At 66.4% G+C, this 23,036-nt stretch carries 25 protein-coding genes; 17 read left to right on the top strand and 8 right to left on the bottom strand.

Annotation, left to right across the window (positions count from 1 at the left end; translation table 11 throughout):
• Positions 1-181 precede the first annotated feature (181 nt).
• Positions 182-1,069, top strand: coding sequence for a LysR family transcriptional regulator (locus ACNJYA_RS36015; RefSeq protein ID WP_172785973.1), 888 nt, complete (start codon positions 182-184; stop codon positions 1,067-1,069).
• On the opposite strand, the gene ACNJYA_RS36010 is transcribed toward ACNJYA_RS36015, so the two are convergent.
• Positions 1,066-1,719: a DNA-3-methyladenine glycosylase family protein gene (locus ACNJYA_RS36010; RefSeq protein ID WP_212256380.1), complete on the bottom strand. Its 654-nt coding sequence runs from the start codon at positions 1,717-1,719 to the stop codon at positions 1,066-1,068. The two genes, ACNJYA_RS36015 and ACNJYA_RS36010, sit on opposite strands and share 4 nt — an antisense overlap.
• Positions 1,720-1,911: 192 nt before the next feature.
• On the opposite strand from ACNJYA_RS36010, the gene gluQRS reads away from it, so the two are divergent.
• Positions 1,912-2,781 (top strand): tRNA glutamyl-Q(34) synthetase GluQRS, encoded by an 870-nt coding sequence (gluQRS, locus tag ACNJYA_RS36005; RefSeq protein ID WP_439403513.1) that lies wholly within the window; start codon positions 1,912-1,914, stop codon positions 2,779-2,781.
• A gap of 100 nt (positions 2,782-2,881) precedes the next feature.
• The gene (locus tag ACNJYA_RS36000; RefSeq protein WP_439401659.1) at positions 2,882-4,147 is read left to right on the top strand and encodes an ATP-binding protein; all 1,266 of its coding nucleotides are present in this window, start codon (positions 2,882-2,884) and stop codon (positions 4,145-4,147) included.
• Here the strand turns inward: ACNJYA_RS36000 and ACNJYA_RS35995 are convergent.
• Positions 4,074-4,967, bottom strand: coding sequence for a YihY/virulence factor BrkB family protein (locus tag ACNJYA_RS35995; protein WP_439401658.1), 894 nt, complete (start codon positions 4,965-4,967; stop codon positions 4,074-4,076). The genes ACNJYA_RS36000 and ACNJYA_RS35995 overlap by 74 nt on opposite strands.
• Before the next feature lie 235 nt (positions 4,968-5,202).
• Here ACNJYA_RS35995 and ACNJYA_RS35990 point away from each other — a divergent pair, with 235 nt between their 5' ends.
• The 6 genes from ACNJYA_RS35990 to ACNJYA_RS35965 all read left to right on the top strand — a co-directional run bounded on the left by ACNJYA_RS35990 (position 5,203) and on the right by ACNJYA_RS35965 (position 9,272).
• On the top strand, positions 5,203-5,397 hold the full coding sequence (locus ACNJYA_RS35990) for a twin transmembrane helix small protein (RefSeq protein ID WP_194391311.1): 195 nt from the start codon (positions 5,203-5,205) through the stop codon (positions 5,395-5,397).
• Between the two features lie 2 nt (positions 5,398-5,399).
• Positions 5,400-5,972, top strand: a complete 573-nt coding sequence (locus ACNJYA_RS35985; RefSeq protein WP_212256294.1) for a cob(I)yrinic acid a,c-diamide adenosyltransferase — start codon at positions 5,400-5,402, stop codon at positions 5,970-5,972.
• Between the two features lie 126 nt (positions 5,973-6,098).
• Complete coding sequence (locus tag ACNJYA_RS35980) at positions 6,099-6,848, top strand: electron transfer flavoprotein subunit beta/FixA family protein (protein ID WP_172785969.1); 750 nt, start codon at positions 6,099-6,101, stop codon at positions 6,846-6,848.
• Positions 6,848-7,792 (top strand): electron transfer flavoprotein subunit alpha/FixB family protein, encoded by a 945-nt coding sequence (locus tag ACNJYA_RS35975; RefSeq protein WP_439401657.1) that lies wholly within the window; start codon positions 6,848-6,850, stop codon positions 7,790-7,792. Before ACNJYA_RS35980 ends, ACNJYA_RS35975 begins: the two co-directional genes overlap by 1 nt.
• 207 nt (positions 7,793-7,999) lie before the next feature.
• Entirely contained in the window at positions 8,000-8,881 is an 882-nt protein-coding gene (locus ACNJYA_RS35970; protein WP_172785967.1) for a 3-hydroxybutyryl-CoA dehydrogenase, read from the top strand.
• A 196-nt stretch (positions 8,882-9,077) separates the two neighbouring features.
• Positions 9,078-9,272, top strand: coding sequence for a hypothetical protein (locus ACNJYA_RS35965; RefSeq protein WP_172789441.1), 195 nt, complete (start codon positions 9,078-9,080; stop codon positions 9,270-9,272).
• A gap of 3 nt (positions 9,273-9,275) precedes the next feature.
• On the opposite strand, the gene tlpA is transcribed toward ACNJYA_RS35965, so the two are convergent.
• On the bottom strand, positions 9,276-9,941 hold the full coding sequence (gene tlpA / locus ACNJYA_RS35960; protein WP_439403512.1) for a thiol:disulfide interchange protein TlpA: 666 nt from the start codon (positions 9,939-9,941) through the stop codon (positions 9,276-9,278).
• A gap of 100 nt (positions 9,942-10,041) precedes the next feature.
• On the opposite strand from tlpA, the gene argH reads away from it, so the two are divergent.
• The 3 genes from argH to lysA all read left to right on the top strand — a co-directional run bounded on the left by argH (position 10,042) and on the right by lysA (position 13,115).
• Entirely contained in the window at positions 10,042-11,439 is a 1,398-nt protein-coding gene (gene argH, locus ACNJYA_RS35955) for an argininosuccinate lyase (RefSeq protein ID WP_439401656.1), read from the top strand.
• A 93-nt stretch (positions 11,440-11,532) separates the two neighbouring features.
• On the top strand, positions 11,533-11,826 hold the full coding sequence (gene lptM / locus ACNJYA_RS35950; protein WP_172789438.1) for an LPS translocon maturation chaperone LptM: 294 nt from the start codon (positions 11,533-11,535) through the stop codon (positions 11,824-11,826).
• A 23-nt stretch (positions 11,827-11,849) separates the two neighbouring features.
• The gene (lysA, locus tag ACNJYA_RS35945) at positions 11,850-13,115 is read left to right on the top strand and encodes a diaminopimelate decarboxylase (RefSeq protein WP_439401655.1); all 1,266 of its coding nucleotides are present in this window, start codon (positions 11,850-11,852) and stop codon (positions 13,113-13,115) included.
• A gap of 180 nt (positions 13,116-13,295) precedes the next feature.
• On the opposite strand, the gene ACNJYA_RS35940 is transcribed toward lysA, so the two are convergent.
• Complete coding sequence (locus ACNJYA_RS35940; protein WP_439364775.1) at positions 13,296-14,204, bottom strand: NAD(P)-dependent oxidoreductase; 909 nt, start codon at positions 14,202-14,204, stop codon at positions 13,296-13,298.
• Between the two features lie 136 nt (positions 14,205-14,340).
• Complete coding sequence (locus tag ACNJYA_RS35935) at positions 14,341-14,724, bottom strand: carboxymuconolactone decarboxylase family protein (RefSeq protein WP_172789435.1); 384 nt, start codon at positions 14,722-14,724, stop codon at positions 14,341-14,343.
• Positions 14,725-14,893: 169 nt separating this feature from the next.
• Between ACNJYA_RS35935 and ACNJYA_RS35930 the strand changes: the two genes are divergently transcribed.
• Entirely contained in the window at positions 14,894-17,569 is a 2,676-nt protein-coding gene (locus tag ACNJYA_RS35930) for a TIGR02302 family protein (RefSeq protein ID WP_439364774.1), read from the top strand.
• 164 nt (positions 17,570-17,733) lie between these two features.
• Here ACNJYA_RS35930 and ACNJYA_RS35925 read toward each other — a convergent pair whose 3' ends face one another.
• Positions 17,734-18,108: a response regulator gene (locus ACNJYA_RS35925; protein WP_025033579.1), complete on the bottom strand. Its 375-nt coding sequence runs from the start codon at positions 18,106-18,108 to the stop codon at positions 17,734-17,736.
• Between the two features lie 37 nt (positions 18,109-18,145).
• Positions 18,146-19,024, bottom strand: coding sequence for an MJ0042-type zinc finger domain-containing protein (locus tag ACNJYA_RS35920; RefSeq protein WP_439401654.1), 879 nt, complete (start codon positions 19,022-19,024; stop codon positions 18,146-18,148).
• A gap of 181 nt (positions 19,025-19,205) precedes the next feature.
• On the opposite strand from ACNJYA_RS35920, the gene ftsE reads away from it, so the two are divergent.
• The 4 genes from ftsE (at position 19,206) to ACNJYA_RS35900 (ending at position 22,384) form a co-directional block, all read left to right on the top strand.
• On the top strand, positions 19,206-19,865 hold the full coding sequence (ftsE, locus tag ACNJYA_RS35915) for a cell division ATP-binding protein FtsE (protein WP_018646542.1): 660 nt from the start codon (positions 19,206-19,208) through the stop codon (positions 19,863-19,865).
• Entirely contained in the window at positions 19,858-20,826 is a 969-nt protein-coding gene (locus ACNJYA_RS35910; RefSeq protein WP_172789432.1) for a cell division protein FtsX, read from the top strand. The genes ftsE and ACNJYA_RS35910 overlap by 8 nt, the downstream gene beginning before the upstream one ends.
• Before the next feature lie 71 nt (positions 20,827-20,897).
• Positions 20,898-21,602 (top strand): YdcF family protein, encoded by a 705-nt coding sequence (locus ACNJYA_RS35905; RefSeq protein ID WP_172789431.1) that lies wholly within the window; start codon positions 20,898-20,900, stop codon positions 21,600-21,602.
• Between the two features lie 11 nt (positions 21,603-21,613).
• The gene (locus ACNJYA_RS35900) at positions 21,614-22,384 is read left to right on the top strand and encodes a lysophospholipid acyltransferase family protein (RefSeq protein ID WP_172789430.1); all 771 of its coding nucleotides are present in this window, start codon (positions 21,614-21,616) and stop codon (positions 22,382-22,384) included.
• Here the strand turns inward: ACNJYA_RS35900 and ACNJYA_RS35895 are convergent.
• Positions 22,381-22,992, bottom strand: a complete 612-nt coding sequence (locus ACNJYA_RS35895) for a gamma-glutamylcyclotransferase (RefSeq protein WP_172789429.1) — start codon at positions 22,990-22,992, stop codon at positions 22,381-22,383. The genes ACNJYA_RS35900 and ACNJYA_RS35895 overlap by 4 nt on opposite strands.
• Positions 22,993-23,036: the final 44 nt, after the last annotated feature.

Below are 23,036 nucleotides of genomic sequence, written 5' to 3'. Positions count from 1 at the left end.
CATGTCCTCCCGAAACGCGGCCCCGCCGGCGGGCGGATGACGAGGCGTTTCCGTTTTGATTGTCGCGCGGGGCGGATAGGCCGCCCGGGGCCGCGGATTTGATCCCATTATAAGGTTGGACGGCGCGGCCGGGCCGTTCAATAATGAACGGATCATCATTCAGGTATGAACAGGGCGGCCGATGGATTGGGACCTTTGCAAGACCTTCGTCGCGGTCGCCGATACCGGCAGCTTCACCGCCGCGGCCCGCCGGCTGCACACCAGCCATCCCACCGTCAGCCGCAAGATCGCGGCGCTTGAAGCCCAGCTCGGCACCCGATTGGTGGCGCGCGCCGCCGACGGCCTGGCGCTGACCGCGGATGGGAGGACCTTGCGCGAGCACGCCGAGGCCATGGCGGCCGCAGCGCTGCGGGCCGAGACCGCGGTCGCCGCGGGTGGACACAAGGCACGCGGCATCGTCAAGCTGTCGATCGGCGCGACGCTCGCCTCGCACTGGCTGATGCCGCGTCTGCCTGCCTTCCTGCGTGCGCACGATCATATCCAGCTCGAGATCATCACCCATCCGTTTCCGGCGAGCGTGCGCCGGCGTGAGGCGGACGTGGTGCTGCGGCCCTTCGACAGCGGCGAGGAGAACCTGGTCGGCCGCAAGATCGGCCGTCTCGGCACGGGCTTCTATGCCTCGCGCGATTATGCCGCCGGGCGGCCCCTGCCTGAACGGCGCGGCGATTGGAAGGAGCACAGCGTCATCGGCTTCGCCGACCAGACGTCCAATGCGCAGCTTGCGCGCTGGAGCGACGTCGTCACGCGGCAGGCGAGGGTGGCGATGCGCTGCTCGTCCCAGGGGGACATGCTGGCGGCGGTCCGCGCCGGCATCGGAATCTCCGCGCTGTCGTGCTTCGTCGCCGAAGCCTATTCCGATCTCGTGCGCGTCGCCCCGCAGAAGCTCGCCAGCGTCGCGGATCTCTGGCTGCTGGCCCATCCCGACCTCGTCGAGCTGCCGGCGGTGCGCGCCGTGATAGACTTCGTCGCCGAATGCGCCCGGACCGACCGCGCGCGGCTGCGCGGTTAGCCCGATCCCGCGAGCACGCCCTCGCGCTTCTTCACCGCGCGGTAATAGCTCCACCACAGATGCGCCGCAGCACCGCGCAGCGGACGCCAGGGCTCGGCGATCGGCGCCATCTGCTTCTCCGTCGGCCGCGCCTTGAGGCCGAGCCCGATGCGGATGCCTTCCTGCACGGCGAGGTCGCCGGCCGGCCAGGCATCGCCGTGGCCGAGGCAGAACAAGAGGTAGACGTCGGCCGTCCAGGGGCCGATGCCGGGCAGCGCGATCAGGGTGTGGTGCGCCGCGTCGGCATCCTCCTCCGCGAGCACGTCGAGGTTCAGCCGTTGCGCGGCGATCTCGCGGGCGAGATGCTTGAGCGTCTTGATCTTGGCGGCAGAGAGGCCGAGCCGTCCCAGCCGGTCGGTGCGGGCGCGGCGCACTGCCTCATGATCGAACGGATCGAACGCCGCCGACAGCCGTCCCCAGATCGCCGCGGCACTCGCGGTGGAGAGCTGTTGCCCGCAGACGATGTGGGCGAGCCCCGTAAAACCCGGCTCGCGCCGCCGCAATGCCGGCATGCCCGCGATCTCGAGCACGGATTTGAGACGCGGATCGCGCTTGATCAGCGCGTGAACGGCCTCTTCGAGATCGGACTGGGTTTCGAGGTGGATGGTCATGGTGTTTGGCGGGCTCTCTCCGGCGTCATGGCCGGGCTTGTCCCGGCCATCCACGTCTTTCTCACCGCGAGGCACTGTGTAGCATGAGCGGTGGTCGTGGCGCTTGTTCGTGAGGTTGACACGATCGGTCTGTGGTACCGAAGAACGGGAATGGCCGGGGACAAGCCCGGCCATGACGAGATCTATCGCACAATGCCACCCATTTACCGATTCGCCCCGAGCCCGAACGGCTTCCTGCATCTCGGCCACGCCTATTCCGCGCTGCTCAACTTCGATCGCGCGCGACAGACGGGCGGTCGGTTGTTGCTGCGGATCGAGGACATCGACGCGACGCGCTGCCGGCCGGACTATGAGACGGCGATCTACGAGGATCTCGCCTGGCTCGGAATTGCCTGGGAGACACCGGTGCGGCGGCAGTCCGAACATCTCGCCGATTATCGCGCCGCGCTGGAACAGCTCTCGGCGCTCGGTCTCGTCTATCCCGCCTTCGAAAGCCGGGCCGAGATCGCAACGCTGGTGGCGGCGCGCGAGGTCGACGGGCCGTGGCCGCGCGATCCCGACGGCGCGCCGCTTTATCCGGGCGCCGCCAAATCGCTCTCGGCTGACGAGCGCTCGCAGCTGATCGCCTCGGGCGCGCCCTATGCGCTGCGGCTCGACATGGCGGCCGCCTGCCGCCGCGTCGCCGGTCTGAGCTGGAACGAGCTCGGCGAGGGGCCGGATGGCGAGCACGGCATCGTCCCGGCGCGGCCGGAGGCCTGGGGCGACGTCATCCTGGCCCGCAAGGAGACGCCGACCAGCTACCATCTCTCGGTTGTCGTCGACGACGCGCTCCAGGGCGTCAGCGAGATCGTGCGGGGGCAGGACCTGTTTCACGCCACCGCGGTGCACCGCCTGCTCCAGGTCCTGCTCGGACTGCCCGAGCCGGCCTATCGCCATCACCGGCTGATTCGCGATGAGGCGGGTCGGAAGCTGTCGAAATCGGGTCGCTCGACCGGGCTGCGCGACTTGCGCGCGGCCGGCCTCACGCCTGCCGCGATCCGCCAGCTGGTGGGATTAGGTTAAGTTTCTCTGGGGGTTAGCTCAACGTCGCCGTGACTCCGGGTGTTCCTCCGTGCCATGCTTGGCCGCGCGGGGTTCGAAGAGGGTACTTCGAAGGGGATTCATGGCGGCGAAGACGCGTCCAGTGCGCACCACCCGGACATCCAGGCGGCGGCCGCTTCGGAAGCGGGCCGGGCCGGCCGGCCGGGTGCGCAAGCGCAGCACCAAGGCGGTTGCGCCGGATGTCGTCCAGGCGGCGCTGGCCGCTTTTGCCCATGAGGTCCGCACCCCCCTGACCGGCATTCTCGCGATCAGCGACCTGCTCGCGACCTCCGATCTCGGCGAGCGGGAGCGGCGCTGGGCCGACACCATCAAGGCCGGCGCCGAGCATCTGGCGAGCCTCGCCACGCTGTTCGTGGATGCGGCCAAAACGGGGAAAGGCGGCAGCACGCCGCGGCAGGACCTGTTCGATCTCAAGGCGCTCGCCCGCACCGCCGGCGATTCGCTGGCCGGCCGCGCCGCGGCCAAAGGTCTCCAGGCCAAGGTCGCGATCGCCGAGAACATCCCCGGGCTCGTGGTCGGTGATTCCGTCCGCCTGCGCGCTGCGCTCGAGAACTTGATCGACAACGCCGTGAAATTCACCGACCAGGGCGGTGTGGCCCTCGCGGTCGACCCGTGGCGTCCGGCCAAGGGTAAAACAATGGGCAAAGCAAAGGGCAGGGTCGGCGTCGCCTTTGCGGTGTCCGACAGCGGCATCGGCCTGACCATGGCCGAGATCAAGCGGCTGTTCCGCCCGTTCACCCAGGCCAATGTCACCATCGCCTCACGCTTCGGCGGCGCCGGCTTGGGGCTCTCCTCGGTCAAGCAATTGGCGCGGGCGATGGGCGGCGACATCACCGTCGCGCCGCGCCGCGGTGGTGGTGCCACCTTCACATTGACGGTGTCGCTGGACGCGGCGGGACCGGGCAAGACCCGCAAGGCGAGGGACGGCAGCGAGCCCGAGGCGGTCGCCGCGCTTCGCGTGCTCAGCGTCGAGGACAACCCGTTCGGCCGCGTCGTGCTCAACACCATCCTGACCGAGCTCGGCCATCATGCCGAGTTCATCGGTCGCGGCGAGGACGCCGTGAACCGGCTGGAGCAGGGCGCGTTCGACGCGGTGCTGATGGACATGGTGCTGCCGGGCATCGACGGCATTGAGGCGATCAAGCGGATCCGCAAGCTGCCGACGCCGCTGGCTCAGATCCCGATCATCGGCGTGTCCGGCCGCGGCGAGGACGAGGTAGCCTCGCGCGAAGCCGGGGCCGACGCCTTCCTGGTCAAGCCTGTGTCTCCGCGGGCGCTAGCGACTGCGCTGCTTGAAGCGACACGCCGTGAGGAAGCCGCGACTTGATGATCGCGGCGTTCAGCTCGCCGCCGTAAACGAAGATCGCGGCGATGAAGTACAGAAACACCAGCGCGATGATCACCGAGGCGAGCCCCGCATACATCGTCACGTAGTTGTTGGCGAAGCGCGCCAGATATTGTCCGAATACGATGCCGGAGATCAGCGACGCCACGATAGTAAAGACGATGCCGGGCAGAATTTGGAAGAACCTGCGCCGCCCCGCCGGCAGCCAGACATGCAGGATGATGAGCGCCACCACCAGCGCACTGATGGTGATGCCGTAGCGCAGCCAGGTGAGAATGCTTTCGTTGGATTCCACGAACAATGGAATGTGGCGCCGCGCGGCCTCGATGATCAGCGGACCGAGCACGATCAGGAACGCCATCGCGAGCGCGGTGAAAGCTGCGATCAGCGTATAGACGATGGATTCGAGCCGCAGCCAGTACCAGCTCCGCATCTCCACCACGGCATAGGCACGGTTGAGCGCCACCCGGAGCGCCTCGACGCCGTTGGAGGCGAAATAGACCGACAGCGCCGCGCCGATGGTCAGAATGCCGGTGCGGGTGGTGGTCAGCACGTCATGAACCTCGCCCGAGATCGAATCGGCGACCTGCTTGGGCCAGATCTGGAGCATCAGGCTGGCGGCCTGGTCGGCGAGTTCCTTGGAGCCGAAGAAGCCGGCGAGCGAGGTCAGCACGATCAGGAACGGGAACAGCGCCATCAGCGTCGACAGCGCGATGTGGCTTGCGATCGCCCAGCCGTCGTCGGCCAGGAACGTATAGAACGCGTCCTCCAGCACGCAGTAGATGTAGCGGACCGCTTTCACGTGGCACCTACAGCGCTGCTCTCTCCCCCTGCGCGCAGGGAGAGATCGGGAGAACAGGCAATGGGCGCAAATCGGAAATCATCGCGCTACCATCTGATATTATTGGCCCAAAAGCCAGTTCGCGAAGCGCCGCGCTTGTCATTCCGGGCTCGATGCTTCGCATCGCCCCGGACTGACGCCGGAGGCTGTCGCGGCACCATGGCGGACCGGCGCGCACGGTGTTATCTACCCTCAAATGGCATCTCTCCTGAGCACTTTCATCCTGCCGGCGGCAGCCGGCGCCGTGGCGCTGGTGCTGCTGCTCGGGCTCATCAACATGATGCGCGGCGGCTCGCCCAACACCTCGCAGAAGCTGATGCGCTGGCGCGTGCTGCTTCAGTTCGTGGCGATCGTCATCGCGATGCTCGCGGTCTGGGCTATGGGGCGTTGATCATGGTCGTACTCAATCGCATCTACACGAAGACGGGTGACGACGGCACGACGGCGCTCGGAACCGGCGAGCGGCGTCCGAAATACGATCTGCGCATCGAGGCCTATGGCACCGTCGACGAGACCAATGCCGCGATCGGCGTGGTCAGGCTCCACACCGGGGAGATGCCCGAGCTCGACGCGATGCTCGGTCGCATCCAGAACGATCTGTTCGATCTTGGTGCCGATCTCGCGGTGCCGGAGCGGGAAGGCAAGGCGGAGCGGCTGCGGGTGGTGGCGAGCCAGGTGGAGCGGCTCGAGCGCGACATCGATACGCTCAACGACAAGCTTGCCCCGCTGACCTCCTTCGTGCTTCCCGGCGGCACGCCGGCTGCGGCCCATCTGCATGTGGCGCGCACGATATGCCGCAGGGCGGAACGCCTGATCGTGGAACTGGCGGCCCAGCCCGGCGAGCCGGTCAGCGCGGCTGGCATCCAATATATGAACCGTCTGTCGGACTTTCTGTTCGTGGCCAGCCGAGCCGTGAACGGCAATGGTGCCGGCGACGTGCTCTGGGTTCCCGGCCAGAACCGCTGACCCATCGCGCTCCCGCATTTCAGAAGGCTAAAATTAGACCCGTTCGCGCGTTGACCGGGGCAGATCAGGCCTTTAGGTTCCGCGCCAGTTGATAACCCCCCTCCCAAATTGAGTGAAAGAGGATCGATGAAGGTCTTAGTGCCGGTAAAGCGGGTGGTCGATTACAACGTCAAGGTCCGCGTCAAGGGCGATGGATCGGGCGTTGAACTCGCCAACGTCAAGATGTCCATGAACCCCTTCGACGAAATCGCGGTCGAGGAAGCGCTGCGCCTGAAGGAAGCCGGCAAGGCCACCGAGGTCGTGGTGGTCTCGATCGGACCGGCGCAGGCGTCCGAGACGATCCGCACCGGTCTGGCCATGGGCGCCGATCGCGGCATCCTGGTGAAGGCGGAAGGCACCGTCGAGCCGCTCGCCGTCGCCAAGATCCTGAAGAAGGTTGCGGAAGAAGAGCAGCCGGGCCTGATCATTCTCGGCAAGCAGGCGATCGACGACGACTCGAACCAGACCGGCCAGATGCTGGCCGCGCTGCTCGGCTGGTCGCAGGCGACCTTCGCCTCCAAGCTCGAGGTCGAAGGCTCCGACTTCACGGTGACGCGCGAAGTCGATGGCGGCCTCCAGACCGTGAAGCTGAAGGGACCGGCGATCGTCACCACCGACCTCCGCCTCAACGAGCCGCGCTACGCCTCGCTGCCCAACATCATGAAGGCGAAGAAGAAGCCGATCGCGGAGAAGACGGTCGCCGATTACGGCGTCGACATCGCCGCGCGCCTCGAGGTTCTGAAGACGGCTGAGCCCGCGGGCCGCAAGGCCGGCGTCAAGGTCAAGGACGTCGCCGAGCTGGTGTCGAAACTCAAGAACGAAGCCGGGGTGCTCTGATGACGACGCTTCTGATTGCCGAACACGACGATGCGTCGCTCAAGGACGCCACCAACAAGGCCCTGACCGCAGCAGCCGCGCTCGGCGCGGATGTCGAGGTGCTGGTCGCCGGCCAGAACGCCAAGGCCGCGGCGGATGCCGCCGCCAAGCTCGCCGGCGTGAAGAAGGTGCTGCTCGCCGATGGCGACCTCTACGCGCACGATCTCGCCGAGCCGCTGGCTGCGCTGGTCGTGTCGCTGGCGTCCGGCTATGACGCGATCGTCGCGCCGGCGACCTCGCGCTTCAAGAACGTGATGCCGCGCATCGCCGCCCTGCTCGACGTCATGCAGGTCTCGGAGATCATCAAGGTGGTCGCGCCCGATACCTATGAGCGTCCGATCTATGCCGGCAACGCCATCCAGACGGTGAAGTCGAAGGACGCCAAGAAGGTCATCACGGTCCGCACCTCCACCTTCGCCGCAGCGGGCGAGGGCGGCAGCGCCCCGGTCGAGACCGTGGCGGCGGCGGCCGATCCGGGCCTGTCGACTTTCGTCGGTGAGGAAGTCGCCAAGAGCGATCGTCCCGAGCTGACCTCGGCCAAGATCATCGTCTCCGGCGGCCGCGCCATGCAGAGCCGCGAGAATTTTGCCAAGTACATCGAGCCGCTCGCGGACAAGCTGGGCGCCGGTGTCGGTGCCTCGCGCGCCGCGGTCGACGCCGGCTATGCGCCGAACGACTGGCAGGTCGGCCAGACCGGCAAGGTCGTGGCCCCCGAGCTCTATGTCGCGGTCGGCATTTCCGGCGCGATCCAGCATCTGGCCGGCATGAAGGACTCCAAGGTGATCGTCGCGATCAACAAGGACGAGGACGCGCCGATCTTCCAGGTCGCCGATTACGGCCTGGTCGCCGATCTCTACCAGGCGGTTCCGGAGCTGACGGACGAACTCGCCAAGCTCGGCAAGTAAAAGCCGTACAAAACACCGGCCGGAGGTATAAACTCCGGCCGGTGTTTCATTTTTGAGGCGTTTTCTTTCGCGTGGGGCACGCCTTCAAGCGATCCAATCTAGGTTTCGAGCCAAGGTTCTGATTAAATCAGGCTTCTGGTCAATCAGACCTCCCGGCTCAGGGGATAGGCAGGGCGCGATAAGCGCGCCGTTCCGGTGGATGACATTATGGCGGCAGTGATCAAGAAGGTCGGCGTGATCGGCGCGGGTCAGATGGGCAATGGCATCGCGCACGTCGCGGCGCTCGCCGGCTTCGACGTGGTGCTCAACGACGTTTCGGCCGACCGCCTCAAGTCGGGCATGGCCACCATCAACGGCAATCTGGCGCGACAGGTCTCCAAGAAGGCCGTCACCGAGGACGACAAGGCCAAGGCGGTCGCACGTATCAAGCTGGCCGAGAAGCTGGACGACCTCGCCGATTGCGATCTCGTCATCGAGACCGCGGTCGAGAAGGAAGAGGTCAAGCGCAAGATCTTCCACGAACTCTGCGCCGTGTTGAAGCCGGAGGCCATCGTCGCTTCCGATACGTCCTCGATCTCGATCACGCGCCTCGCCGCCGCCACCGACCGCCCGGAACGCTTCATCGGCATTCACTTCATGAATCCGGTGCCGTTGATGGAACTGGTCGAACTCATCCGCGGTATCGCCACCGACGATTCCACCTTCGAGGCGGCCAAGGAATTCGTCGGCAAGCTCGGCAAGCAGGTCGCGGTCTCCGAGGATTTCCCGGCCTTCATCGTCAACCGCATCCTGCTGCCGATGATCAACGAGGCGATCTACACGCTGTATGAAGGCGTCGGCAACGTCGAGGCGATCGACGCGGCGATGAAGCTCGGCGCCCACCATCCCATGGGTCCGCTCGAACTCGCCGATTTCATCGGCCTCGACACCTGTCTCTCCATCATGCAGGTGCTGCATGAGGGGTTGGCCGATTCCAAGTACCGCCCGTGCCCGCTGCTGGTGAAATACGTCGAGGCCGGCTGGCTCGGCCGCAAGACCCAGCGCGGCTTCTACGACTACCGCGGCGCCAAGCCGGTGCCGACGCGCTGACCCATTTCCGGCGCCGTAGGGTGGGCAAAGCGAAGCGTGCCCACGGCTTCAAATCCAATTGCGGACAGATGGTGGGCACGGCGCAAGTGCGCCTTTGCCCACCCTTACGGTACCTCCGCCGTAGGTCGATCGTGAGACATTTCATCTCCCGTTAACCCCTCGCGCCTAGGTTACGACCGGTACGAGGGTTCGCGTAATGGACATGATGGCAATGGTCAGCACCATGCTGGCCGCACAGCAAGGCGCGCTGCAGTCGAATATTGCGGCGACGCTGACCAAGCAGAACGCGGATATGGAGAAATCCACCGTCCTGACCCTGCTCGGCGCCGGCCAGCCCTCGCTCGCCAATGTCGGCGCTGGCGTCGGGGGCAATCTCAACGTCACCGCCTGAGCTTCAAAGCGACGCGGCGGCCTTGCCGGTCGCCGCCCGGATCAGCTTGAGCGCATCCTCGCTCGCCCATTCCGCCGGCCCCGCGATCGTCGCGATCTCGCAGCCCTGCGGGTCGACCAGCACCGAGGTGGGCATGCCCAGCGCCCGTCCAACGGCTTTAAGATCCTGAAAAACCTTAGCTTTCTGGTCACTGAAATAGCCGAGCCGGGTCAGATTGGCCTCTTTCAGGAAGGATTTCGGCTTCTCCGGGTCGCGGGTGTCGATGTTGATCGCCACCACCTCGAAATTCGGGCCCGACAGCTTGCCCTGGAGCTCGTCCAGCGCCGGCATCTCCTTTCGACAAGGCACGCACCAGGTCGCCCAGAGGTTCACCAGCAGCGTCTTGCCGCGGAAATCGGACAGTTTTTTCGGCTTGCCGTCGGAATCTTCGAAGGCGAGGTCGGGCAGTTTCAGCGGGGCGCTTGCCATGGTCAGCGCCGCCACCTCGCCATGGGCGAGCGGGGCGATTTTCTGCGCCGTCGCCACCGCCGACTTGCAGGTCGGATCGCCTGAAGGCGCCCGGCTCAGGCCGAACCCGTACAGCGCGGCGAAGCAGGCCAGCCCGCCGATCGCCACGGTGGCGATGACGAGGGGGATGCGGCGCGTAGCGGAGGGCTTCTGGTCGAGCATATCGTTTGTCATCCGGTCGCAGATATGGCTATCAGGGGCCTCTTAATACGGCTGGCTGCGGCCAGCAAACGTGCGGCAAATCAGGCGTGAGCAGGGGATCATGAGCAACAAGATGTGGGGCGGCCGGTTCTCGGAACGTCCCGACGAGATCATGGAAGAGATCAACGTCTCCATCGACGTCGATCGTCACCTCTTCGCCCAGGACATTGCCGCGTCCAAGGCCCACGCCGCGATGCTGGCCAATCAAGGCATCATCACGGCTTCTGATGCGAAAAATATCGGCAAGGGTCTAGACACAATTCTGTCAGAGATCGGCAACGGCGGCTTTAAGTTCAAGCGTGCGCTCGAGGACATCCATATGAATGTCGAGAGCCGCCTGTCGGAGCTGATCGGCCCCGCCGCCGGACGGCTGCACACCGCGCGCTCGCGCAACGACCAGGTCGCGACTGATTTCCGTCTGTACGTCCGCGACGTCATCGACGAGACCGATGCCGCGCTCGCCGCGTTCCAGCAGGCGCTGGTGGAGCGCGCGCTGGAGCACGCCGCAACCGTGATGCCCGGCTTCACGCATCTGCAGACGGCGCAGCCCGTGACCTTCGGCCATCACCTGCTCGCCTATGTCGAGATGGCCGCGCGCGACCGCGGCCGCTTCCAGGACGCCCGCAAGCGGCTGAACGAATCGCCGCTCGGCGCTGCCGCACTCGCCGGCACCTCGTTCCCGATCGACCGCCACGCCACCGCGAAGGCGCTCCTGTTCGACCGGCCGATGGCGAACTCGCTCGACGCCGTCTCCGACCGCGACTTCGTGCTGGAGACGCTGTCGGCCGCCTCGATCTGCGCCGTGCACATGTCGCGCTTTGCCGAGGAGATCGTGATCTGGACCTCGCCGCTGGTCGGCATGATCCGGCTCAGCGACAAGTTCACCACCGGCTCCTCGATCATGCCGCAGAAGCGCAATCCGGACGCCGCCGAGCTGGTGCGCGCCAAGACCGGCCGCGTCATCGGCGCGCTCAACGGCCTCCTGATCGTCATGAAGGGCCTGCCGCTGGCCTATCAAAAGGACATGCAGGAGGACAAGCAGGGCGCCATGGAAGGGTTTGCCGCGCTGTCGCTGGCAATCCGCGCCATGACCGGCATGGTCCGCGATCTCGTTCCCGACGAAGCCAAGATGAAGGCGGCCGCGGGCGAGGGTTACGCCACGGCGACCGACCTCGCCGACTGGCTGGTGCGGACGCTGAAGATGCCGTTCCGCGAGGCCCACCACGTCACCGGCCGCATCGTCGCCAAGGCCGCCGAGGGGGGCGTCGCGCTGCACGAGCTGCCGCTCGAGGAGATGCAGGCGATCGCGCCCAAGATCACGAAGGACGTGCTCGGCGTGCTCTCGGTCGAATCGTCGGTGAAGAGCCGGACCAGCTTCGGCGGCACCGCGCCGAAGAACGTGACGTCCCAGGCCAAGGCCTGGGCGAAGCGGCTGGAAAAAGAGCGAAAATTGGGCTGAGGGCAAAATTTCGCTTATGTTTCATGGTCATCCGGCTCTCGCCAGAACGCGCCAATCTCTGTATGGTGCGCCGCGCGTAGTGGGGATTTCGTCGTGACGTCAAAGTTTCGCCCGGCCGGCTCGGGGTGGGCCATCATTGTCTTGAGCCTGACGGCGCTCGCGCTTGCCGGCTGTGGCCGCAAGGGCCCACTGGATCTGCCGCCGACTGCCTCCAACGCGCCTGTGGCCGCCGGCGCCGCGCCCGTCGATACCGAGACCGCAGCCCAGAAGACGCCGAGCCTGTTCGACCCCACTGCCGGCGCGGATGCTGCGCCCGCAGCGCCCAAGGGCCGGAAGAAACCGTTTATTCTCGACCCGCTCCTGGACGAACCTCCCGGCAAGAAATAAGCCGGGACAACCGAGCCTGCGCCATGAACCATTTCGACTATCGCAACGGCGTGCTGTACGCCGAGGCGGTGAACCTGTCCGAGCTGGCAGCCACCGTCGGCACGCCGTTCTATTGCTATTCGACCGCAACGCTGGAGCGGCACTACCGCGTCTTCACCGAGGCCTTTGCCGGCGAGAAGGTGCTGGTCTGCTACGCCATGAAGGCGAACTCCAACCAGTCGGTGCTGCGGACGCTGGCCAAGCTCGGCGCCGGCGCCGACGTGGTCTCGGGCGGCGAGCTCAAGCGCGCTTTGGCCGCAGGCATTCCCGCCAGCAAGATCGTCTTCTCCGGCGTCGGCAAGACGGAAGCGGAGCTGCGCGCGGCGCTCGCCGCCGACATCCTCTGCCTCAACGTCGAATCCGAGCCGGAGCTCGAGCTGCTGTCGCGCCTCGCGGTCGAGATGGGCAAGACCGCGCGGATCTCGCTCCGCGTCAATCCCGACGTCGATGCCGGCACGCACGCAAAAATTTCCACCGGCAAGTCCGAGAACAAGTTCGGCATTCCGATCGTCCATGCCCGCGAGGTCTACGCGCGCGCGGCGAAGCTGCCCGGAATCAAGGTGACCGGCACCGACGTGCATATCGGCAGCCAGATCACCGATCTCTCCGGCATGGAGACTGCGTTCCGCATCCTCTCCGAATTCGTGCAGACGCTGCGGACGGACGGCCACGACATCAGCCACGTCGATTTCGGCGGTGGTCTCGGCATTCCCTATTACATGGACCGCGAGGCGCCCCCGGCGCCGGCCGCCTATGCCGCCATGGTCAAGCGCGTCAGCCACAATCTCGGCTGCACGCTGATGTTCGAGCCGGGCCGCATGATCGTCGGCAATGCCGGCATCCTGGTGACGAAGGTGATCTATGTGAAGCACGGCGACGGCAAGAACTTCGTCATCATCGATGCGGCGATGAACGACCTCATTCGCCCGACGCTGTACGAGGCGCATCACGACATCCTGCCGGTGAAGCAGCCCGCCAAGGGCGCCGCCACCATCAAGGCCGATGTCGTCGGCCCGGTCTGCGAGACCGGCGACTATCTCGCGCTCGACCGCACGCTGCCGACGCCCGCGCCCGGCGATCTCCTCGCCATCATGACCGCGGGCGCCTATGGCGCGGTGCAGGCCGGCACCTACAACACCCGGCCCTTGGTGCCCGAGGTGCTGGTGAAGGGCGACCAATACGCCGTGGTGCGCCCGCGCATCGAGGTCGAGCAGCTGATCGCGATGGATACGCCGGCGCCGTGGCTGTGAGGTGACGACGTCCACTCAACAAGCTCGGTGTCGTCCCCGCGAAGGCGGGGACCCATAACCACAGGGAGTGGTTGCTTGGCGAAGCTGTAACTCCGAGTCCTCGTAATCACATCCGCCTGTGGTTATGGGTCCCGGGCTCGCGCTTCGCGCGCCCCGGACGACGGAGAGAGTGTGGGATGGCTACTTTCCCGCCAATCCGCCCTTCGCTCCGCCCACCACGACGCCCGCTTTCTTCTCGATCGGCTTGATCGCCGCGGTGAAATCGGACTCGGCGCCTTCCGCGCTGATCACGGTCTCCCACAACCGCCCGACCGCGTCGGCAACTTCCATCGACAGGCCGAGCTGCTTCATCTCCTCCAGCGCCAGCCGCACGTCCTTCACCATCAGTCCCGTGGCGAAGCCGAAGTCGAACGTGCGCGGCAGCACCGCGCGCGGAAACTTGTCGCGGCTCGCCGTGTTCATGCCCGAGCCGGCATTGATGACGTCGATCATCACGGCGGGATCGAGCCCGGCTTTCACGCCCATCACCACGGCTTCCGACGTCGCCACGATCGCGGTGGCCGACAGGAAATTGTTGGCGAGCTTCATGGTTTGCGCCGCGCCCGGCTTCTCGCCGATGAAGAACACTTTTCCGATCACCTCGAGCGCGGGCTTGAGCAGCTCGAACTCGGCTTTCGGGCCCGACACCATCACAGCAAGCGTGCCCTTCTCGGCGCCGCCGACGCCCCCGGAGACGGGACAGTCGATCTGCACGATGCCGCGCTTGGCGAGCAGGCCGTGAATCTTCGCGGCCATCGCCGAGCCGACGGTTGAGAGATCGACGAAGCGTTTGGCGCGCTTGCCCTCGATCACGCCGCCAGCGCCGGTGGCAACGTCCAGGGAAGCCTGCAGCGAGGGCAGGCTCGCCATCACGGTCTCGACCCGGTTGGCGACGTCCTTCGGCGACGACGCGGCACTGGCACCTCGCGCGACCAGCCTGTCCATGACCTCCTTGCGCGTGTCGAACACGACGAGCCTGTGTCCCGCCTCGATCAACCGCCGCGCCATCGGGAAACCCATGTTTCCGAGCCCGATGAATCCGATGTCCATGGTGTTCTTTCCTCCCGTCGTCATTGCGAGGAGCGAAGCGACGAAGCAATCCAGGAATGTTTCCGCGGAGGATGTCTGGATTGCTTCGCTTCGCTCGCAATGACGGAGCAATACGATTCAGAGCGGTCAGCCTGTCTCACGCCTTGGCGTCGATCTCCGCGAACACCTCGCGCGCAATGCGGAAGCTGTCGACCGCGGCGGGCATGCCGCCATAGATCGCGACCTGCATCAGGATCTCGCGGATCTCCTCGCGGGTGACGCCGTTGGTCAGCGCGCCCTTGAGATGTGCGCGAAACTCGTGCTGGCGGTTGAGGATGGCGATCATGGCGATGTTGAGCATGCTGCGGGTCTTGCGCGGCAGCTCCTCGCGGCCCCACACCGTGCCCCAGCAATATTCGTTGAGCATCTCCTGGAACGGGCGGTTGAAATCGTCGACGTTCTTCAGGGCATTGTTGACATAGGCCTCGCCCAGCACCGCTTTGCGGACTTCCAGGCCCTTGTCGTGCATCTTCTTGTCCATGGCGTTTCCCTTATTTCCCTCGAGATTGGCGCGCGGAAATTACGGGGTTGCACCCGGCCAGTCACGTCCTCGTGTTATGCGGGAAAAGGAGGCGCTCCCGTACAGGAACGGATGCCTCAGTGCTGCCGTTGTGATAGGCTCTTCTCTACCGGGCAACCTGGAGAGTTGATTGAACGGCCTCACCCCCGAGCCGTCAGACCCGACCCGCGGCAGTGATGCGCTGTCGCGGCTGAAGCTGGCGCAGGCCCTTGATCGGGCAACTTATGCCATCGCATGGGAGCGTGCCTGGCCCAATGCGGCGCGCCTTCTGACCGTCGTCGGCCTGTTCCTGGTGGTGTCCTGGGCCGGCCTCTGGCTGGCGCTGCCGTTCATGGCCAGGGCCGTCGGCCTCGCCCTCTTCGCCGCGATCGCGGCGGCCGCCCTGTTCCCGCTGATTCGCTTCCGTTGGCCGCGCCGCGAGGAAGCGCTCGCCCGGCTCGACCGTGGCTCCGGCATCCGTCACCGCCCGGCCACCGCGCTCACGGACACGCTGACCTCGCAGGACCCGGTCGCGCTGGCGCTGTGGCAGGCGCAGCGCGAGCGGACGCTCGCCTCCATCAAGCGCATCCGCGCCGGTGTACCGCACCCGCGACTCGCGCTTCACGACCCCTGGGCGCTGCGTGCCCTCGTCATGGTGATGCTGGTTGCGACCTTCTTTGCCGCGGGTGACGAGCGTGCGATGCGCCTTGGCGCCGCCTTCGACTGGAACGGGGTGCTGGCGCCGGCCAATGTTCGCGTCGATGCCTGGGTCACGCCGCCGCTCTACACCGGCAAGCCGCCGGTCATCCTGTCGGCCGCCAACAAGGAAGCTGCGGCATTGCCCGCCGGCGGCCCGCTCGCCGTTCCCGCCGGCTCGACCCTGATCGTGCGCTCCTCCGGCGGCAACCTGGATGTCGTCGTTTCCGGCGGCCTCAAGGAGGTCGCCCCGACTGAAGCCAGCCCCAAGGGGACCAACGAAAAGCATTTCGCCATTTCCGGCGACGGCACCGCCCATGTCCGGGCGCCCTCCGGCCAGCCGCAATGGGCCTTCGCTGCCACGCCGGACCGTCCGCCGACGATCGCGCTCGCCAAGGACCCCGAGCGCCAGGCGCGCGGCGCGCTCCAGCTCTCCTACAAGATCGAGGACGATTACGGCGTCACCGGCGCCGAGGCGAAATTCGCCACGCGGTCGACCGACGCCCGGGACGGCGGCAAAGACGGTGCCAAGGATGGTACCAAGGATGGTGCGAAGGCCGCTGCCGGCGACGGCGACAGCAGGACGGCGCCGCGGCCGCTGTTCCAGCCGCCGCAATTCCCGCTCGCGCTGCCGAATGCGCGCACCCGCAACGGCGTCGGGCAATCCGTGAAGGATCTCAGCGAGGATCCCTATGCCGGCGCCGAGGTTACGCTCACTCTCACGGCCAAGGACGAGGCCGGCAACGAGGCTGTTAGCGAACCGTTCAACATGCGCCTGCCCGAACGGCTCTTCACCAAGCCGCTGGCCCGTGCATTGATCGAGCAGCGCCGCATCCTCGCGCTCGATGCCAACAAGAATTCCGACGTATATGCCGCGCTCGACGGGCTGATGATCGCGCCCGAGATGTTCACGCCGGAGCCCGGACAATATCTCGGCCTGCACAGCGTGGCCCGACAGCTCGAGGCCGCGCGTACCGATGATGCCCTGCGCGAGGTTGTGGCGAGCCTGTGGGCGCTTGCGGTGACGATCGAGGACGGCAAGATCTCCGACGTCGAGAAGGCGTTGCGCGCGGCCCAGGACGCGCTGAAGCAGGCGCTGGAGCGCGGCGCGAGCGACGAGGAGATCAAGAAGCTCACGCAGGATCTGCGTCAGGCGCTGAACGATTTCATGCGCCAGCTCGCCGAGCAGTTCCGCAACAACAATGACCCGCAGCAGCTGGCGCGGCCGCTCGATCCGAACACCAAGGTCCTGCGTCAGCAGGATCTGCAGAATATGATCGACCGGATGGAGCGCCTGTCGCGCTCCGGCGACAAGGATGCCGCCAAGCAGTTGCTCGACCAGCTCCAGCAGATGCTGGAAGGCCTCCAGATGGCGCAGCCGGGGCAGTCCGGCGAGAGCGACATGGAGCAGGCGCTCAATGAGCTCGGCGACATGATCCGCAAGCAGCAGCAATTGCGCGACAAGACGTTCAAGCAGGGCCAGGATTCCCGGCGCGACCGCTCGCGCGGCAAGCAGCAGCAGGGCGATCAATCCATGTCGGAGCTGCAGCAGGACCAGCAGGGGCTGCGCGACCGGCTGAAGAAGCTGCAGGACGAGCTTGCCAAGCGCGGCCTCACCCAGAAGGGGCAGAAAGGCCAGCAGGCACAGAAGGGCCAGAAGGGTCAGCAAGGCGATCAGGGCCAGCCCGGCCAGAACGGCGATCAGGACGGCGACCAGGGCGATGACGACGGCAGCCTGGATGCAGCCGACGGTGCCATGGGCGATGCCGGATCAAAGCTCGGCGAGGGCAATGCCGACGGCGCCGTGGACTCGCAGGGCAAGGCACTCGACGCGATGCGCAAGGGTGCGCAGAAGATGGCCGAGGCGATGCAGCAGGGCGACGGCGACGGCCAGGGCGACGGCCCCGGCCAGCGCGCCGGCCGTCAGCAGAGCGGCGGCAACCAGACCGATCCGCTCGGCCGGCCGCTTCATGGGCGCGAATATGGCGACGATTATACGGTCAAGATTCCCGGCGAGATCGACACCCAGCGTGTCCGCCGCATTCTCGAAGAGCTCCGCCGTCGTCTCGGCGATCCCTCGCGGCCGCAGATCGAGCTCGACTATCTCGAGCGGCTGCTGAAGGAGTTTTGAGAGGATAGGCCGCTACGTCCTCGTCATTGCGAGCGAAGCGAAGCAATCCAGAGTTTTTCCGCCGAGGCATTCTGGATTGCTTCGTCGCGAGGGCTCCTCGCAATGACGAAGTAGATGCCTTGCGCGCCAGTCCTTCAACGGCGAAGGCGGCTGTCGTTCGGACGCTAACCTTTCTTCGCGGCCAGCGCATCGGCAACCGCCGTGCGGATATCCGCGACCGAGAACGGTTTGGTCACGACGTCATGCACCAGCGCGTTCAGGTTCGAGGCCCGCTCGCGCTGGTCGGCAAAGCCGGTCATCAGCAAAATGGTCAGGTCAGGGAAATCGCGCGCGGCGGAGAGCGCCAGCGCGATGCCGTCCATCACCGGCATCTGGATGTCGGTGAGCAACAGGTCGAAGGCGCCATCCTCGCGGGTCAGGATCTCCAGTGCCTCGGCGCCGTCCTGAGCGGTGACGGTCTCATGGCCGTCCATGGCGATGGCGCGCGCCACCAGCGTGCGCATCGAATCCTCGTCGTCGGCGATCAGGATTTTCGGCATGAGACCAACCTTGGGACAAACGCCCTTGCGGGGGCGATTATACGCTGCCGCCGGCAATGTCGCGCCGGTTGAAGAAACGAACGTCGATGTTGCGGCCCTCCGGCGGCGGCGAGGCCAGGCGTGAGCGGAAGAAGGCGCGCTCGCCGGGCCGCAGCACGGTCTGCTCCAGCACCGCGTTCCAGGCATAGATCTCCGCGCCTTGGGCGTCGCGCACGGCAAAGCGCAATCGCGGAATGTCGAGCGGCTTCTTGCCCTCGCCGACGATCACGCCCTCGATCACCAGCACCTGCTTACCGTCCACGGTCTCGCTGGAGAGCTTGACGTCCTTGAAGGCGAGGCCCCGCAGGTTCACCTCCAGCCCGACCATCTGGTAGAACGCCGCCGTCTGGGGCAGCAGCCGCACCACGTCGCCCCGCCAGATCACCAGTGCCAGCACCAGCGCGCCCATCGCGGCACAGGCGGTGGGCAGGCCAAGATAGGATTTGCGCGGAGCCGCGGGGGCGACCGGACGGCTCACCCGCGCGCCGCGGCGGGGGAACAGGCCGCGGAACCAGGACTGGTGCTGCGCGCCGGCGACCTCCTCTTCGGCCTGCCGGGCCGCTGCTGACCATTCGTCCTCGGTTTCGCGGGCGTGCTCGTCCGGCCAGTCGCTGGCGATCGAGGGGCTATCGACGACGGGTGCATCAGTGGCTGCGTCGTCCTTGGCATAGGAGTTCCATTGTTCGGCGAGGTCGGACTGGTCGTCAGCTCGGCTCGCCGCGGCCATGGCCGGAACGGATGCCTCCTCGATGGCGTCCTCGGCATGGGCGATCCAGGTCTCCTTGCAACGGGAGCAGCGGACCGCCCGCCCGTTCGCCCCAAGGCTCGCGAGCTTGATGGCGTAGGATGTCATACAATGGGGGCAGACGATATGCATGGACGAGCCTTGATGCATGAACGAAGGTCTTGACGATGCCATGGTCGCGGAGAACCGGGCGCCCCTTATGCTACAGGGCGACCGTTAACGAACCGGAAACCATAACGGCGGCAAAACCCGTTGATCGCGTATGGCGGAGCGCCGCAATGCGACCCGCGCCCCCTCTCGAACGGAGCTGAGCTTGGTTCGGTTCGAAAATGTCGGATTGCGTTACGGTCTGGGGCCGGAGATCCTGCGCGACCTCAGCTTCCAGATTCCCGCGCATTCCTTCCAGTTTCTCACCGGACCGTCCGGCGCCGGCAAGACGTCGCTGCTGCGCCTGTTGTTCCTGTCGCATCGACCGACGCGGGGCCTCGTCAATCTGTTCGGTCATGACATCTCGCAGCTCGGCAAGGACGAGATCGCGGATTTGCGCAAGCGCATCGGCATCGTGCTCCAGGATTTCCGCCTGCTCGATCACATGACGACTTATGAGAACGTCGCGCTGCCGTTCCGCGTCATGGGCCGCAGCGAGTCGAGCTACCGCAAGGAGGTGATCGACCTGTTGCGCTGGGTCGGCCTCGGCGATCGCATGGACGCGCTGCCGCCGATCCTGTCGGGCGGCGAGAAGCAGCGCGCGGCGATCGCGCGCGCCGTGATTTCGCGGCCGCAGCTGCTGCTCGCGGACGAGCCGACCGGCAGCGTCGATCCGACGCTCGGTCGCCGCCTGCTGCGACTCTTCATCGAGCTCAACAAATCAGGCACCGCCGTCATCATCGCCACCCACGACATTGGGCTGATGGACCAGTACGAAGCACGGCGGCTGGTGCTGCACCAGGGACGGCTGCACGTCTATGAGTAGGCTGGACGAGCGCGGCGTGCTGGTCGATCTCGGACAGGAGCGTCCGCAGCTTCCGGCCAAGGCGCGCAACATGTCGCCGATCGTGCCGCGCGCCTCGATCCACGGCAGAGCGCTGGTTGCGGTGGTCGCCATCATGACGTTCCTCGCCTCGATAGCCACCGGCACGGTGCTGCTGGTGAGTGCCTCCGCCGCCGAATGGCAGTCGGATGTTGCGAGCGAAATCACGATCCAGATTCGTCCGCAGGCCGGCCGTGACCTCGAGCGCGACACCGCAGCCGTGGCGGAGGCGATGCGCGCGCAGGCCGGCATCGTCGAGGTCAAGCCGTTCACCAGGGAGGAGAGCGGCAAGCTGCTCGAGCCCTGGCTCGGCACCGGCCTGTCGATGGACGATCTGCCGGTACCGCGCGTGATCATCGCGCGCGTGCAGCCGGGTACGCCGCTCGATCTCGGCGCCTTGCGCGCGCGCGTCGCGCAGGTCGCGCCGGGCGCCAGTGTCGACGATCACCGCGCCTGGATCGAGCGCATGCGCCTGATGACGAACGCCACCGTGCTGGCCGGCCTCGGCATCCTCGCGCTCGTCATCGTCGCAACCATCATCTCGGTATCGTTCGCGACGCGCGGTGCCATGGCGGCGAACCGTCCGATCGTCGAAGTCCTGCATTTCGTCGGCGCCGGCGACCGCTACATCGCCAACCACTTCCTGCGTCATTTCCTCAGGCTGGGCCTGGAGGGCGGCGTGATCGGCGGCGGTGCCGCCATGCTGATGTTCGGCTTCTCCGAGTCCATCGCAGGCTGGTTTTCCGGGACGCCCGTCGGCGACCAGTTCGCCGCGCTGCTCGGCACCTTCTCGCTGCGCCCGTCCGGCTACATCGTGCTCGCGGTGCAGGCCGTGCTGATCGGCGGCATCACCGCGGTCGCCTCGCGCCAGACGCTGTTCGCGACGTTGAATGACGTCGACTAGGCTTGATAACCGGACTCCACTTCGCCTCAAAACGTCATAAAATCACATCGGGAAGGGATCACCGACATCGCATGACCTCGCCGACCGACGATCGATCGCCGAAACTGCCGCGCGGCTGGCTGCGCGCGACAATCGTGTCGACGATCGCGCTCGCCTTCGTCGGCGCGGCGGCGGGGTTCGTTGCATTCCTGTCGCAATTGCGCGGCGCCGAGACGGTGCCGGACCGCAAGGCGGACGGCATCGTGGTGCTGACCGGCGGCTCCTCGCGGGTATCGGATGCGATGGAGCTGCTGGCTGCCGGCTACGGCAGGCGGCTCCTGATCTCCGGCGTGCATCCGACCTCGACGGCGAGCGACATCTCCCGGACCTTGCCGGAGAACCAGTCCTTCATGACCTGCTGCGTCGATCTCGACCGCACCGCGCTGTCGACCCGCGGCAACGCGGCGGAGGCGCGGCGCTGGGCCGAGGGGCGCCGATTTACATCTCTGATCGTGGTCACCTCGAACTATCACATGCCGCGCGCGCTGGTGGAATTCTCGCATGCGATGCCACGGACGACGCTGATCCCGTTCGCGGTGGTCGGCGAAAAATGGCGCGAGGAGCCGTGGTGGACCTCGGGCTCGACGCTGCGGCTGCTCTTGTCCGAATACGTCAAGTACGTTGCGGCCGAGCTCAGGGTGCGGCTGGAGGATTTCGGGATTGACCTTTGGCCCGAGATGTCGGAGCAGCCTGCAGGTCAGCAACCGAAGCGGCCCGCCACCGCACAGGCCAATTGATCGGACCATCGATGTTTCTGATTTTCCTGCGCTCGCTCGTGTTCAACGTACTGTTCTATGCCGTGCTGGTCCTTCTCGCGATCGTTGCGCTGCCGACCTTTGCATTGCCGCCGCGCGCCATGCTCACGGTGGCGCAATGGTGGGCCAAGGCGACGCTGGTCCTGATGCGCGTGGTCTGCAACATCAAGGTGGAATTCCGCGGGGTGGAGAAGATCCCGACAGGACCGCTGCTGATCGTGGCCAAGCATCAGTCGTTCTGGGAGACCTTCGTGCTGCCGGGTTTCTTCAACCGGCCGATCTTCATCCTCAAGCGCCAGCTGATGCAGATCCCGGTGTTCGGCCAGTTCCTGGTCAAGACCGGGATGATCGGGATCGACCGCAATGCCGGCGTGAAGGCGCTGCTGGACATGACGCGCCGCGCGCGCGAGGCGGTGCGCAGCGGAAAGCAGCTCGTGATCTTTCCGGAAGGCACGCGCCGCGCGCCGGGCGCGCCGCCCGACTACAAGACCGGCTTTGCGCAGATCTATTCCTCCTGCGGCGTGCCGTGCCTGCCGGTCGCGCTCAATTCCGGCCTGTTCTGGCCGCGCCGCACTTTCATGCGCTATCCCGGCACGCTGGTGGTGGAGTTTCTCGAGCCGTTGCCGCCGGGTCTGTCGAAGGACGAGTTTCTCGCGCGCGTGCAAGCGGCGGTCGAGGACGCGACCGGTCGCCTCGTCGAAGCAGGGCGGAAAGAGCAGGAGCGGTTGATCGGCTCGGCGCCGAGCTACGCGCCGACGGGCTAGCGGCTTTCGCGATCTTCGTGCCGATCCGTCGCGTGCAGCGAGTGCGCATCACCATGCAGCATCAATGCAAGCTGATGCAGCTGGGTGTCGCGAAAGCCTTCGGCCTCGATCGCCTTCACCGTTGCGGTGACGTAATCGCGGTTGGCGCCGGACTGGCCGTGGCCCTGGACGACGTGGCGGTGCTGCTCGGCGAGCGAGAGGCGGCCGGCATATTGCACATGGCCGCGGTCGACGACGTAGGCGAGTGCGGAGACGCGCTGGCGCGCATCGTTCTCCAGCCACACCGAGCGCATCACCTCGCGATAGACCGAGGTGACCTGCTCCCGTGCGCGCAAATATGCGACCACCTCGGCACGGTTCTTCTCGGCGACGCGGAAGGCGATGCCGCGGCAGGCGCCGCCGCGGTCGAGCCCGAGCACCAGGCCCGGCTTCTCCGGCGTGCCGCGATGCACGAACGAATAGACGCAGAGCGCGCGGTGCTCGCCGACCAGCCGCGCCGGGACGCGTTCCTCGAAGTCGAAGCCCGGCCGCCACATCAGCGAGCCGTAGCCGAACACCCAGAGGTCGCCCGTGGCTGTGGTGACGGAGGGGAGGGTGATTTCCGACATTTCGGGCACGGCTACCAGAACCCTGCGCCCAAGCGAAGCGATTT

Origin of the sequence: Bradyrhizobium sp. BLXBL-01 (assembly GCF_051853025.1) — a bacterium.
In the GTDB taxonomy this organism is placed as follows: Bacteria; Pseudomonadota; Alphaproteobacteria; order Rhizobiales; family Xanthobacteraceae; genus Bradyrhizobium.
This window is presented reverse-complemented; position numbering and strand designations above follow the sequence as displayed.